This is a genomic window from Actinophytocola sp. (assembly GCF_035712165.1).
Lineage (GTDB): Bacteria > Actinomycetota > Actinomycetes > Mycobacteriales > Pseudonocardiaceae > DASYTH01.
Window position 1 is genome coordinate 1 of sequence record NZ_DASTBH010000080.1, and the last position, 12,807, is coordinate 12,807.

General features: G+C 72.9%; 13 protein-coding genes. 9 read left to right on the forward strand and 4 right to left on the reverse strand.

From position 1 onward, the window contains the following. Positions 1-216 precede the first annotated feature (216 nt). From VFO68_RS04010 to VFO68_RS04020, 3 genes are read right to left on the reverse strand one after another with little or no spacing between them, the layout of a single operon-like run. Entirely contained in the window at positions 217-711 is a 495-nt protein-coding gene (locus tag VFO68_RS04010) for a DinB family protein (protein WP_325156766.1), read from the reverse strand. Positions 712-750: 39 nt separating this feature from the next. Further along, a complete protein-coding gene (locus VFO68_RS04015; protein WP_325156767.1) occupies positions 751-1,803 on the reverse strand; it encodes a hypothetical protein in 1,053 nt (350 codons plus the stop codon). Continuing rightward, the gene (locus tag VFO68_RS04020; protein WP_325156768.1) at positions 1,803-2,303 is read right to left on the reverse strand and encodes a SigE family RNA polymerase sigma factor; all 501 of its coding nucleotides are present in this window, start codon (positions 2,301-2,303) and stop codon (positions 1,803-1,805) included. The genes VFO68_RS04015 and VFO68_RS04020 overlap by 1 nt, the downstream gene beginning before the upstream one ends. Before the next feature lie 108 nt (positions 2,304-2,411). Here VFO68_RS04020 and VFO68_RS04025 point away from each other — a divergent pair, with 108 nt between their 5' ends. Both VFO68_RS04025 and VFO68_RS04030 read left to right on the forward strand, forming a co-directional pair. Then, a complete protein-coding gene (locus VFO68_RS04025; RefSeq protein WP_325156778.1) occupies positions 2,412-3,152 on the forward strand; it encodes a HEAT repeat domain-containing protein in 741 nt (246 codons plus the stop codon). After that, positions 3,146-4,153, forward strand: coding sequence for a HEAT repeat domain-containing protein (locus tag VFO68_RS04030; protein ID WP_325156769.1), 1,008 nt, complete (start codon positions 3,146-3,148; stop codon positions 4,151-4,153). Before VFO68_RS04025 ends, VFO68_RS04030 begins: the two co-directional genes overlap by 7 nt. Before the next feature lie 14 nt (positions 4,154-4,167). Here the strand turns inward: VFO68_RS04030 and VFO68_RS04035 are convergent, their stop codons facing one another. Next, entirely contained in the window at positions 4,168-5,862 is a 1,695-nt protein-coding gene (locus VFO68_RS04035) for a DEAD/DEAH box helicase (RefSeq protein WP_325156770.1), read from the reverse strand. Between the two features lie 103 nt (positions 5,863-5,965). Here VFO68_RS04035 and VFO68_RS04040 point away from each other — a divergent pair, with 103 nt between their 5' ends. From VFO68_RS04040 to VFO68_RS04070, 7 genes are all read left to right on the forward strand, one after another. Beyond that, positions 5,966-8,290, forward strand: a complete 2,325-nt coding sequence (locus VFO68_RS04040; RefSeq protein WP_325156771.1) for a GH92 family glycosyl hydrolase — start codon at positions 5,966-5,968, stop codon at positions 8,288-8,290. 88 nt (positions 8,291-8,378) lie between these two features. Continuing rightward, complete coding sequence (locus VFO68_RS04045) at positions 8,379-9,005, forward strand: transglycosylase SLT domain-containing protein (protein WP_325156772.1); 627 nt, start codon at positions 8,379-8,381, stop codon at positions 9,003-9,005. 32 nt (positions 9,006-9,037) lie between these two features. After that, positions 9,038-9,658 carry an L-threonylcarbamoyladenylate synthase gene (locus VFO68_RS04050; protein WP_325156773.1) on the forward strand — a complete coding sequence of 207 codons (621 nt, stop codon included), beginning with the start codon at positions 9,038-9,040 and terminating at the stop codon, positions 9,656-9,658. Between the two features lie 37 nt (positions 9,659-9,695). Further along, positions 9,696-10,481: a hypothetical protein gene (locus tag VFO68_RS04055; RefSeq protein ID WP_325156774.1), complete on the forward strand. Its 786-nt coding sequence runs from the start codon at positions 9,696-9,698 to the stop codon at positions 10,479-10,481. A gap of 13 nt (positions 10,482-10,494) precedes the next feature. Then, positions 10,495-11,817 carry an FAD-dependent oxidoreductase gene (locus VFO68_RS04060; protein WP_325156775.1) on the forward strand — a complete coding sequence of 441 codons (1,323 nt, stop codon included), beginning with the start codon at positions 10,495-10,497 and terminating at the stop codon, positions 11,815-11,817. Between the two features lie 154 nt (positions 11,818-11,971). Next, entirely contained in the window at positions 11,972-12,505 is a 534-nt protein-coding gene (locus tag VFO68_RS04065) for a hypothetical protein (RefSeq protein ID WP_325156776.1), read from the forward strand. Continuing rightward, positions 12,502-12,807: hypothetical protein (locus tag VFO68_RS04070; protein WP_325156777.1), on the forward strand; the 306-nt coding region annotated here is incomplete at its 3' end. The genes VFO68_RS04065 and VFO68_RS04070, both read left to right, overlap by 4 nt.

Sequence of the window (12,807 nt, forward strand, 5' to 3'; positions counted from 1 at the left end):
ACCCGGATCAGCACCTCCCCCCGGCCGGGGCTCGGCACCGGCGCGTCGGTGATCAAACGCAGGTCCCGCGGACCCTCCAGCGAGGTCTGCTGCAGGGCACGCATCCGGGTGGGAACACTCACGGCAACCAACTCTCCTGTCGCATCGCGGCCGGCCGGCCGCTCGGTCGACAGGTAGACCTCGGCCACCGCGCAAAGGAATCGGCGGACCGTCGAGCTATCGGCCGGTGGTGCCGTCGAGTTGTTCGCGGAGGATGTCGGCGTGCCCGGCGTGGCGGGCGGTCTCGCTGGTCATGTGGGCCAGGACCCAGCGCAGGGTGTGCCGGGTGCCGTCGACCGGGATGGTGAAGCGGGCGTCCGGGTCGCCCACGCCGCGGATCGCGCGGTCGCTGTCCTCGATCGCCGCCCGGTAGTCCCGCAGCACCTCGGCGGCGCCGCGGTCGGCCGGGACGGTCATGCCGTGTTCCCGGCCGGCGTCCCAGTCGGATCCGATGAGGTGGTGACCGAACCAGTACCGCTCCACCTCCGCCAGGTGCTGGACCAGACCGAGGATGCAGGTGCCGCTGCCGACCAGGACCCGGCGCAGTTGCTCGTCGGACAGGCCGTCGGCCTTCTTCAGCACGCAGTGCCGGGCGAAGGACAGGAACGCCAACGCCGTGTCGAGCTCACCCGAGTCGATGCGGGGCACGGGTTCGCGCTGGGTCTCCGCCATGCCGCCACGGTAATGCGCGTGGCGGCATGGCGGAGCTGGTCAGTTCGGCAGGACCAGGCGGTTGGCGATGTCGTACAGGTCGGTCAGGGGCACGGCGCCGGCGATGGTGACCGGGGCTGCGTCGACCGCGTCGAGGACCAGCAGCGTGCGGTACCCGTTCTCGTCGACATGGCGGGTGGCGTGGCCCTGCACCGGCTCACCCGGGGTGCCGCCCGGCCGGTCCACGCTGTTGGTGCCGACGATGACCGGCGGCATCGTGGTGCAGGTGCCCAGTGAGTACCGCGTGGTGGGCTGCGATCCGGTCGAACCGTCCGTCCGAAGCGGGCCGTCGGCCCGGCCCACCTCGAAGGCGCAGATCCGCATCCCGTTCGGCAGGTCGCGCAACCCGAACGCCGGGGTGACCGTGGTCGCTCCCGGGAAGCGGATGTTCTGCGCGATCCGCCGGCCGGTCTCGATCAGCTGCTGCGCCGGCGCGGTGCTGCCGGGTTCGGCGGCCACGCCCACATACATCGCCCCGTCGCCGTGCGTCAGGTACAGCTCGTAACCAGCCGGTCCGGCGGAGTTCGCACTCTCCACACCGTGCTGCCCGTTGATCGTCACCGGCTGGCCAGGGCCGGACTTGAACGCCGCCTGGTCCACCGGGAACATCTTGAACTCCTGGACGTCGACCATGAGGACCTGACCGTTGGCCGTGACGTTCATCAGGTACTCGCCGCCGAACAGCGGCGCTTTCGGTTCCTTGGCGGTGGATCCGACGTTGATCCGGCGGGCCAGGTACTCGACCGAACCGGGCGGCAGCCAGTCGAGCGAGTACGGCATCGGCAGCGCCGCGACGGCCGGCGCCGGGCCGGCGACCGTGACCTCGCCGGCCGGGCCGGCGGCCTGGGTCTCCTGCGCGTCCGGCCGGTTCAGCGCCACGACGGTGACCGCGCCCAGGGTCAGCACGGCCACCCCGGCGGCGACCGCGACGGGCCGGCTCAGCACCCGGCCGCGGTCGATGCGCCGCCGGGCGTCGGTGAGCACCCGCTCGCCGTCGGGTGCGACGTGCTCGTGCGCGGTGAAGGTCTGCGTGATCAGTTTCTCGATGTCCATCAGCTCTCCCTCGCCTCGGCCAGCTGCTCGATGGCCAGGCCGTTTCGCAGTGTCGTCAGTGCCCGATGGGCATGGGCGCGCACGGTGGGTTTGGCACAGCCGAGCAGGTCGGCGATCTCGGCGTCGGCCATCCGCTCGTAGTACCGCAGCACCACCACGGCGCGCTGGCGCCGCGGCAACCGCGCCAGGCGCTGCCACATGTCCTCGCGTAGCGCGTGTTCCGTGGCGAAGTCGCCCGGCCGCATCTCGTCGGCGAGGTCACCGGCGGCGATCGTTCGACCCGGCCTGGTGCGCCGCCAGGACAGGTAGCCGTTGGTGACCATGCGCAACACGTAGCGGTCCGGGTGGTCCGCGTCGCTGATCCGCGACCAGCGACGGTAGACCTTGACCAGGACGTCCTGTACCAGATCGGCGGCCTGCTCCCGCTCTCCGGTGAGCATCGTCGCGTAGCGCAGCAACCTCGGCAGGTGCGCCCGGACGAAGTTCTCGTAGTCAGCCATCACCGCTACAGACTCCGACCGAAGATGATCCGTTTACATCGGGTTCGGCGAGGCCGGTCAGAGGGTTGACCTTGACACGATGTCAAGGTGTCTACTGGGTCGCAGGAGGTGGTCCCGATCAACCCGACACCCGCAACCCCGCACCTGGCGCAGGCGCTGCACGCCGCCGACTCCTCGGTTCGGCTCCAGGCCGCGCTCGCCGTGGGCACCAACCCCGACCCCGGCCTGCTGGAGACGCTGGTCGAGCGGTGCGCGGTCGAGCCGGACTTCTTCGTGCGCGACATGCTGTCCTGGGCGCTGCTGCGCCTGCCGCCGCAGGTCACCCTGCCCCGGATCCGCCGGGAACTGGCCTCGGAGCGCTCGCAGGCCCGCAGCCAGGCGTTGCACACGCTGTCCAAGATCGGCGACCGGAGCGCGTGGCCCTGGATCACGCGCGAGCTGCTGCGCGACCCCGACGACGAGGTCGCCCGGACCGCGTGGCGGGTCGCGGTCGTCCTGGTGCCCGAGGAGGACAAGCCCGGCCTCGTCGCCGAACTGGTCACGCAGCTGGGCCGGGGCGAGCGCGCGGTGCGGTTGAGCCTGAGCCGGGCTCTGGTCGACCTGGGCGAGGTGATCGAGCCCGCCCTGGCCGAGGCCGCGACCAGCCCCGACCCGGCGGTGGCCGCGCACGCCCGGGCCACCGGGCTGCTCCTGCACGACCCGGAGGCCGGTTTCGACGCGGCGCTCGAGGAGGCCAGGCGCGTCGTCCTGCTCGGGCCGGAACGAGCCGCGGCCGCCGCCGCGGCGGTGGCGGCCAAGGCGGTCCTGACGGAGCCGGAGGCGGCCGGCGAGGAGGCCGCGGCTTGCTGATCGGCGATGTGGCTCGCCACTCGGGGGTGAGCACCCGGATGCTGCGGCACTACGACGCCCTCGGCCTGGTGCGGCCGACCGGTCGCACCGCCGGGGGCTACCGCGAGTACTCCGCCGAGGACATCCGCCGGATCTTCCACGTGGAGAGCCTGCGGTCCCTCGGGCTCTCGCTCAAGCAGATCGCCCGCGCGCTGGCCGACCCGACGTTCACGCCGGCCGCCCTGGTCAGCGACCTCATCCAGTGGACAGAACAACGCCTGGAACGGGAGACCGAACTGCTCGAACGGCTCCGCGCGATCGATGCCTCGGCGCCCACCGGCTGGCAGGGTGTGCTGCGCATCGTCGAGCTCATGCAGGGCCTCACCTCGACCAGCGCCGCGCGCCGGCAGCAGGCCGTGCTGACCCGGCCGCACGCCGAGTCGATGCCCGCCGACCTGCTGGCCGGGGCGGTCCTGGCCGAGCCCGACCCCAACGTCGCCGGCGCCCTGCGCTGGGCGCTGACCCGGTCCGGCGGCGACGCCATGGCCAAGCTCGCCGCGGGCGCGCACGCACCCGACGTCGACATCCGGCGGCGCGCGGTGCGGGCGATCGCCGAGCTGCCCGAGACCCCGGAGGCGACCACGGCGCTCACCGACGCGCTCGCCGACCCGGACCCGGCCGTGCGCCGGCAGGCCGCGCTGGCGTTGGGCAGACGCGGCGTGGCCACGGCCGTGCCGACCCTCATCGCCATGGTGGTCGAGGGCGCCAGCGACGTCGAAGCGGCCGAGGCCCTGGCCACGCTGTCGGCAGACCCCGGACGCGCGGAGCAGATCATGACCGCACTGGCCGGCGAGCTCGCCGGCCACAGCACCGAACCCGCCGTTCGGATCCGCCTGATGCAGGCGCTGGTCGAACTGCCGGGCGGCACCGCACAGGACATCCTGCGCCCCCTGACCCACGACGACGACCACACCGTCGCCCTCGTCGCCGAGGCGTTTCTCGACCTGCTCGACCAGCGCTGACCGGCCCGCGCGGCTCACCTGCGCTTGCCGGCGCCCCGGTTCGGCTTGTCGCGCTCCCGGCGCACGGTGGGCTTGCGTCCCTTGATGGTGGTGCGCCGCAGGGCCGCGATCACCTCGTCGACGGCGGACTCCGGCACCTCGACGAGCGAGAAGCGATCGGCGATCTCGATCCCACCGATGTCGCGGCCGCGCAGGCTGGACTCGCCGGCGATCGCGCCGACCAGATCCTGGGGGCGGATCCCGGCACTGCGGCCGACACCGAGGAAGATCCGCGTCACGTCGCCGTCCGCGGTCCGGCCGCGCCCACCGGTGACGCGGCCCGGCGCTCTGGTCCGGGCGCTGACCGCGGCGACCTCGGGGATGTCCTCGTCGTCGTCGGTGGTCACCCCGCCGGCCTCGTGCGCCAGCTTCACCGCCGCGAGGGCCACGTCCACCACGTCGAACTCGTCGGACAGCGTCTCCACGACGACCCGGAAGCGGTCCAGGTCGTCGGCGAGCAGGCTTTCCCGCAGCGCCGCGCGGGTCAACTCCAGCCGGCGCGCCCGCAGATCGGCGGTCGTCGGCACCTTCTCGACCACGATCCGCTGGTTGGTCATCCGCTCGATCGCCTTGAGCATCCGGTGTTCGCGCGGCTCGGCCAGGGTGATAGCGACGCCCTGGCGGCCGGCCCGGCCGACCCGCCCGATGCGGTGCACGTAGGCCTCGGGCGCCGCCGGAACGTTGTAGTTGACGATGTGGGTGAGCTGCTCGACATCGAGCCCGCGGGCGGCCACGTCGGTGGCGATGAGCAGGTCCACGGTGCCCCCGCGCAGCCGTCCCATCACCCGGTCCCGTTGCTCCTGGCTCTTGCCGCCGTGCAACGCCTCGGCGCGGTAGCCCCGGCCGGTCAACGTCTCGGTGAGCTCGTCGACCTCCTCCCGGGTGCGGCAGAAGACGATCCCGGCCGTGGGTGACTCCAGGTCCAGGACCCGCCCGAGCGCCGCGGGCTTGTGCGCGCGGGCGACCACGTAGGCGCTCTGCCGCACCAACGGGCCCTCGCTCGGCTCCTGCTCCGCGGCGCGGCCCATCTCGATCCGGACCGGGTCGCGCAGATGCCGGCGAGCGATCCCGTCCACCCGCGCGGGCATGGTCGCGGAGAACAGCACGGTCTGCCGCTCCGGCGGGGTCTTCTCCAGGATCTCCTCGATGTCCTCGACGAACCCCATGTCGAGCATCTCGTCCGCCTCGTCCAGCACGACCGTGCGCACGTCGCCGAGGCGCAGCGTGCCCCGGTTGATGTGGTCGAGCGCGCGTCCTGGCGTGGCGACCACGACGTCGACCCCACGCTGCAGCACCTGCAACTGACGGCCGATCGGCTGCCCGCCGTAGATCGGCAGCACCCGCACGCCGAGGTCGCGACCGTACCGGTGAAACGCCTGGGCGACCTGCACGGCCAGCTCCCGGGTCGGCACCAGCACCAGCGCCGCCGGCCCGGCGTCGCGACCGGCTTCGGCCAACCGCTGCAGCACCGGCAGGGCGAACGCGGCCGTCTTGCCGGTGCCCGTCGCGGCCTGGCCGAGCAGGTCGCTTCCGGCCAGCAGCGGCGGGATCGCCTCGCGCTGGATCGGCGTGGGCTCCTCGTAGCCGAGGCCGGACAGGGCCTGCAGCAGCTCCGGCCGCAACGCGAGATCGGCGAACCCCGGCGCGTCCTGGGTCGCGCCCATACTCATGATCGCCTCCTGGAACTGTCGCCGACCGGCAAAGGGCAGCTCAGGGTACTCGTGCCGGCATGGCCGGCGCCGCCTGCCCGAACCGGTCCGTACGATCTCGGGAATGTCGCCCGCGGACCCGGTGGACTCGGTCAACACGTTCATCGGCACCAGGGACGACGGCAACACGTTCCCCGGCGCCTCGATGCCGTTCGGGATGGCGCAGTCCAGCCCGATCGGCGCGCACTACTCCGGCTGGCGCTACGACGAGCCGGTGATCCGTGGGTTCGGTCATTTCTTCCTGTCCGGCGCGGGATGCGCCCAGCAGGGCGGGTTGGTCTCGATCCTGCCGACCACCGGAGAGGTCGGGCCGGGCCGGTCGTTCGACCACCGCCGGTACGCCTCCCCGTTCACCCACGACGGCGAGGCCGGCGAGCCGGGCTACCTCCGGCTCCGGCTCACCGGCTACGGCGGGATCACCGTGGAGTGCACCGCGACGATGCGGGCCGGCGTGGAGCGGTTCACCTTCGCGGCGGGCGGCCCGCGCAACGTGCTCATCAACGTGGGCCAGGCCAACGACAAGGAGCCGGTGTTCGCCAGCACCGTGCGCGTGCTCGACGACCGAACCGTCTCCGGATGCGTCGTCGCTCAGGCGTTCTGTGGGGGCGGTCCGTACCGGACCTACTTCGTCACCACGTTCGACCGGCCGTTCGACGGGTTCGGCACCTGGGGACCGCGGGTCGCCGCTCCGGGCGAACGGGACTCGGCCGGGGGCAGAGGACTGCGCGGCGCCTGGGTCACCTTCGCCGACTCCGGCGGGACGGGTCAGGTCACCGCCTACACCGCGATCTCCCATGTGGACTACGCGGGCGCCATGGGCAACCTCGACGCGGAGGTGCGGCCGGATGGCCGGTTACTGTCCTTCGACGAGTTGCGGGACCGCGCGCGCCAGGCGTGGCGGACCGAGCTGTCCAGTGTGGACGTCTCGGGCGGGTCCGCCGACGACCGCACGGTGTTCTACACCTCGCTGTACCACGCGCTGCTGCAGCCGCTGACCGGCAACGACGTGGACGGCCGGTATCTCGGTTTCGACAACCGGGTGCACCGCGCGGACGGCTGGACCTACCACGAGTTCTGGTCGCTGTGGGACACCTACCGGACGCAGAACCAACTGTTGGCGCTGTTGCGGCCGAAGCGCTCGGCCGACATCGCCAGGTCCGTGCTGGCCATCCACGAGCAGGGCGGCTGGCTGCCCCGGTGGGCGTACGCCAACCAGGAGACCAACACGATGACCGGTGATCCGGTCACCCCGTTCCTGGTCGACCTGTGGCGGTTCGGCGCCCTGGCCGGCGACGCGGAGCGGGCGTACGCGGCCCTGTGGCAGAACGCGAACGAGGTGCCGCCCGCGGACTCGCCGTTCGAGGGCCGGGCGGGCAACCCGAACTACCTGGCCAAGGGGTTCGTCCAGCACAACCCGTTGTTCAAGCTGTTGCGGCTCAAGGGACACGACGCCGATCCCCGGCACGGTGCCTCGGCCACCCTGGAGTACGCCCTCGCCGACGGCGCCCTGTCGATCATGGCGGAGGCGCTCGGCCGGTCCGGGGACGCGGCCGCCCTGCGCCTGCGCGGCCGCAACTACCGGCTGCTCTGGGACTCCCGCGTCACCGATCGCGGGTTCACCGGCTTTCCCCGCCCGAAACGGCGCAGCGGCCGGTGGTACGCGCCGCTGTTCCGCCGGTACACCCCGCGGCGCTCCGGCGGTTTCCACGAGGGCACGGCGTGGCAGTACCAGTGGCTGGCCCAGCAGGACGTTCCGGGTCTGCTCGGACTGCTGGGTGGGGCGGACGAGGCGCTGCGGCGGCTGGACGACTTCTTCGCCTACGACGAGTTGGTGGCCGACCCGGCCCGGGCCGCGCGGGAGCGCTGGGTCGTCGGCCCCTACGCCTACTACGAACAGCACACCTACAACCCCAACAACGAGCCCGATCTGCACGCGCCGTGGATGTACACCCTGTTCGGCCAGCCGTGGAAGACCTCGGCCGTCGTGCACGCGGCGCAGACGCTGTTCGTCAACGCGCCCAACGGGGTCACCGGCAACGACGACCTGGGCACCATGTCGGCGTGGTACCTGTTCAGCGCGCTGGGCCTGTACCCCGCCGTGGCCGGCACCGGTCAGTTCCTGCTGCACGCGCCCCGGTTCGGCGAGGCCGTCATCCATCTGGAGAACGGGCGCGACGTGGTGCTCCGGGCGCCCGGCGCGGATCCCGCCACGCTGCGGTACGTCAAGGGCCTCACCGTCGACGGCGAGCGGCACGACCGGGCCTGGATCGACCACGCGCCACTCACCGCAGGCGCCACCCTGACCTTCGACCTCACCGATGACCCGGCGCAGGCCACCTGGGCCACCGGCCCCGCAGGCGCCCCGCCCTCGCCGTGCGCCGAACCGTGAGTCGCGCGAACCTGCGCCGACCGGCGTGGCGACGTAGGGTGTCGGGCGTTCGAGGGTCGGGTGGGCAAAACTCGGTGGGAGGAACGTGATGGGTCGGCTCCGGCGCGCGGCCGTGCTTGCCGGCGCACTGTCCGTGGTGGCGCTGGGCGGCTGGCTGCTGCGGTGGGGCGCGGCCCGCGCACACACCATGGGCGTCGCGGGGCTCACCCCGCAGACGCCGAGCAGGGACCCGGCCCGGCTCGCGGCCGAGGTGCGCGCCCACGCCGAGGCAGCCGGCGTGAACGAGGTGCTGCTGATGGCGATCCTGTACAACGAGTCCTACAAGCCGCACGGCGCGCTGCTGGAGCGGGTCTGGCAGCTGCTGCACCGGGACTCGGCCTTCGGCGTGGCCAACATGCACCGCCGCACCTACGAGCGCACCCGGTCCGGCCGCCCGTTCGCCGGGCGGGGCTGGACCGAGCTGCCCGACGACCCGGAGCTGGCCGTGCAGGCGGCGGCCTGGCACCTGCACGACCTGCACGCGCGACTTCCCCACCCGACCAGCACCTCCTTCACCCGTGACGAGCTGCTCGCGATGGGCTACAACGCCGGCGCGCGCAACATGCTCAGGTTCGCCAGGGGCCGGCAGCCCGGCCCGCAGGCCCGCGCCTACCTCGATCGTCTCCGCGAACACTGGCAGCAGGCGCGGCGGGCGGTTCGGGAAGCCGGCGGCTGAGGTCACCGGGTTCGTCTCCTAAGCTCTCAGCCATGGCGACGTACTTGGAAGTGCACCCGGACAACCCGCAGCCACGGGCGATCGGTCAGGCGGCGGAGATCGTGCGGGATGGCGGAGTCATCGCCTACCCGACCGACTCGACCTACGCGCTGGGTTGCCGGTTGGGCAACCGGGCGGGGATGGATCGCATCCGCACCATCCGGGCGCTGGACGCAGGGCACCACTTCACCCTCCTGTGCAACGACTTCGCGCAGCTCGGTCAGCTGGTGTACCTGAACAACACCGTGTTCCGCGCGATCAAGGCGGCCACGCCGGGCAGCTACACGTTCATCGTCCGCGCGACGGACGAGGTGCCCCGCCGGCTCCAGCATCCCCGCAAGCGCACCGTCGGCGTACGCATCCCGGACCACGTCGTCGCCCGCGCCCTGCTCGCCGAGCTCGGTGAGCCGCTGGTGTCGAGCTCCCTGCAACTGCCCGGCCAGACGCTTCCGCTGACGCAGGGCTGGGAGATCAAGGAGCAGCTCGACAGCGTCATCGACGCCGTGCTCGACTCGGGCCAGGGCGGCATCGAGCCGACCACGGTGATCGACTTCTCCCGCGACCAGCCGGAGATCATCCGCAAGGGCGCGGGCGACCCGTCCCGGTTCGAGTAGGCCGCGGGGCCGGTCACCGCCGGTGGAGAATGGCCGCATGGACACCGAGGCCGTGCTGGCGGCGTTCGACCGGCAACTTCGCCGCGACCAGAGGTTCAGCCTGGCGGGTGGGCTGGTCGAGCGGGACGGCCGGGTGGTTCGCTGCGTGGGCGCCACGCCGGACGACTGGTCCGGCGTGGACTGGTCGGATCTGGACGAGCGCTGCGCCGACGAGGTCATCGCCGCTCAGGTGCGGTACTTCGCCGGGCTCGGCCGGTGGTTCGAGTGGAAGTACTACACCCATGACAGTCCCGGCGACCTGCCCGACCGGCTGCGCCGCGTCGGCTTCGCGCCGGAACCGGCGGAAGCCCTGATGGTGGCCGACATCGCCGACCTCCGCACGGATCCGGCACCGCCGGAGGGCGTCGCGCTGGTCCCGGTGACCGACCCGGACGGGGTGGCGCGGTTGACCCGGGTGCACGAAGACGTGTTCGGCGAGAGCTTCGCCGCCTACGGCGCCACCATGGCCGACCAACTCGGCACGGGCACGGTCGTCCCGGTGCTCGCCATGGCCGGCGACGTCGCGGTGTGCGGAGCCCGGATCGACTTCCACGAGGGCACCGAGTTCGCCAGCCTGTGGGGCGGCGGCACCCTGGAATCCTGGCGGGGCAAGGGAATCTACTCAGCCATGGTCGCCTACCGGGCCCGCCTGGCGGCCGAGCGCGGCTATCGGTACCTGCGGGTGGACGCACAGCCGGCGAGCGCGCCGATCCTGGCCCGGCTCGGCTTCGCCCGACTCAGCACCACGGTGCCCTACGTCTTCACCCCCCAGCCGGTCGGGTAGGACTCGGCGCGAGATGGATCGTGACTACCGGACCGTTTCGTGGTGGCTGGCCGACTCCGGTGCGGAGTTGACGCCGCGACCGAGCGTGCCCGGCGACGTCGAGGTCGACATCGCGATCGTGGGCGCGGGATACACCGGGCTGTGGACCGCCTACTACCTGGCCGGCGCCGATCCGGGACTGCGGATCGCGGTGCTGGAAGCGGAGATCGCCGGATATGGCGCGTCCGGCCGCAACGGCGGATGGTGCTCGGCGTTGTTCCCGGCGGCGCCGCACCGGCTCGCGACCCGGTTCGGGCAGGCGCCGGTGGTGGCGCTGCACCGCGCGCTGCGGCACGCGGTGGACGAGGTCGGGCGGGTCGCCGCGGCCGAGCGCATCGACTGTCACTACGTCAAGAGCGGCACCCTGATGGTCGCCCGCGACCGGGTGCAACTGCGCCGGGCGCACGCCGCCGTCGCCGAGGCCAGGGAGTTCGGTCTCGGCCCGGACGATCTCACGCTGCTGCCGGCAAGCGAGGCCAGGTCCCGCTGCGCGGCGTCCGGCGTCCTCGGCGCGACCTACACGCCGCACTGCGCCACCATCCATCCGGCCCGCCTTGTGCACGGCCTCGCCCAGGCCGTGCAACGCCGGGGCGTGCGGATCTATGAGCGAAGTCCGGTCACCGCCATCCATCCGGGCCGGGCCGAATGTCCACAGGGGACGGTTCGGGCCGAGGTGGTGGTCCTGGCCACCGAGGCGTTCGGCGCCGCGCTGCCCGGCCGGCGCCGCAGCCTCGCTCCGCTGTACTCCCAGATGATCCTCACCGCGCCGCTGCCGGAGGCGTTCTGGCGGGCCGCCGGACTCGCCGGCCGGGAGACCTTCAGCGACTACCGGCGCCTGGTCGTCTACGGCCAGCGCACCGCGGACGACCGGCTCGCCTTCGGCGGCCGGGGCACCTACCACCTCGGCTCGGGGATCCGGCCGGACTACGACCGGCGGCCCCGGCTGACCGCGAAGCTGACCGCCATCCTGACCGGCCTGTTCCCCGCCCTCGACGGCGTCGAGATCACCCACAGCTGGGGCGGCGCCGTCGCCGCGGCACGGGACCTGGTCGCGTCGGTCGGCCTCGACCGCGCTCGCGGCCTGGCCTGGGCCGGCGGCTACCTCGGCGACGGCGTCAGCCTGAGCAACCTCGCCGGACGCACCCTGGCCGACCTGATCACCGGCGCCGGCACCGAACTGACCACCCTGCCGTGGGTCGGCCACCGCTCCCCCGCCTGGGAACCCGAACCCCTCCGCTGGCTCGGCATCACCAGCCGGCTGCGCCTGGTCCAGTTCGCCGACTGGCTGGGCGTCTAGGGCGCGCTCACCGCCCGCGACCGGCCGCTCGCCGAACGTGGATCTTTCCCGGCAGGACGTCACGTTTCCGGCCGCCCGCCGAGGTCATCTGCGGACAACGACGAAAATGGGGGCACGGATGCGCGCCGGAACCGCACACAGAATCCTCGGCCTGGTGGCACTCATCGGTGTGGGCGCCGGCCTGGCCGGCTGCGCCACCCCGGCGTCCAGCGCCAGGACCAAGCCGCTGCAGGCGACCAGCCAGCCGGCCAGCCCCACGACCGCGCCGAGCAGCGCGCCGGGCAAGGCCGCGACGCCTGCCGGAAGGCCCGGGCCGGTCAGCCGCCCGCCGGCCAGCAAGGCCAGCACCGGCGCACCGCCGCCGAGCGCGCCCGCGGCCACCGTGAGCGTCGCCGTCGTGCGGCAACCGACCTGCCCGGTGCGCGGCACCCCGGACGCCCCGTTCTCCTCGCCCGGTACCGACGTGATCATCGAGTGGAAGGTGACCGGCGCCAGCGGCGCCGCGCTCGCCGTCGACGACCCGACCCGCTACGCCGCCTACGGCATGTACGCCGCGTCCGGCCAGCTCTCCCTCGGCTTCGGCTGCGACACCGCCCCGGGCACCACGACGCACACCTACACGGTCTGGCCCGCCGGCATCAAGAACGTCTCCAAGACCGTCTCGGTGAGCGCCCAGAACAACCCGTGACAAGCTTCCCCGCCGCGTTGCGGGAATGCGTTCTGTGCTTCGGCCCGTACGGGTTCCGGGCGACCTGGCATCACCTGGTGGTCAACGCGGGCATCCCCAGGCGGCTGGAGGATGATCCCGAGTCGCTGGTGCGGGCCGTCGCCGAGTTGGCGGAGGCGCGGCCGTTTGTGGCAGGCGTGCTGCGCGGCGGCGCTAGGAGAAGGCCGCCGGACGGCGAACGCCTCGCCGCGCCGACCGGTGGTATCGGCCCGCGCGGCTACCCGGGTCGCCGCGGCGGTGGGTGGCGGTGGCGCTCGGGGATC

Coding starts and splice junctions, on each gene's coding strand:
- VFO68_RS04010 (WP_325156766.1), bottom strand. CDS start 711: ATGGCGGAGACCCAGCGCGAACCCGTGCCCCGCATCGACTCGGGTGAG.
- VFO68_RS04015 (WP_325156767.1), bottom strand. CDS start 1,803: ATGGACATCGAGAAACTGATCACGCAGACCTTCACCGCGCACGAGCAC.
- VFO68_RS04020 (WP_325156768.1), bottom strand. CDS start 2,303: ATGGCTGACTACGAGAACTTCGTCCGGGCGCACCTGCCGAGGTTGCTG.
- VFO68_RS04035 (WP_325156770.1), bottom strand. CDS start 5,862: ATGAGTATGGGCGCGACCCAGGACGCGCCGGGGTTCGCCGATCTCGCG.
- VFO68_RS04040 (WP_325156771.1), top strand. CDS start 5,966: ATGTCGCCCGCGGACCCGGTGGACTCGGTCAACACGTTCATCGGCACC.
- VFO68_RS04045 (WP_325156772.1), top strand. CDS start 8,379: ATGGGTCGGCTCCGGCGCGCGGCCGTGCTTGCCGGCGCACTGTCCGTG.
- VFO68_RS04050 (WP_325156773.1), top strand. CDS start 9,038: ATGGCGACGTACTTGGAAGTGCACCCGGACAACCCGCAGCCACGGGCG.
- VFO68_RS04055 (WP_325156774.1), top strand. CDS start 9,696: ATGGACACCGAGGCCGTGCTGGCGGCGTTCGACCGGCAACTTCGCCGC.
- VFO68_RS04060 (WP_325156775.1), top strand. CDS start 10,495: ATGGATCGTGACTACCGGACCGTTTCGTGGTGGCTGGCCGACTCCGGT.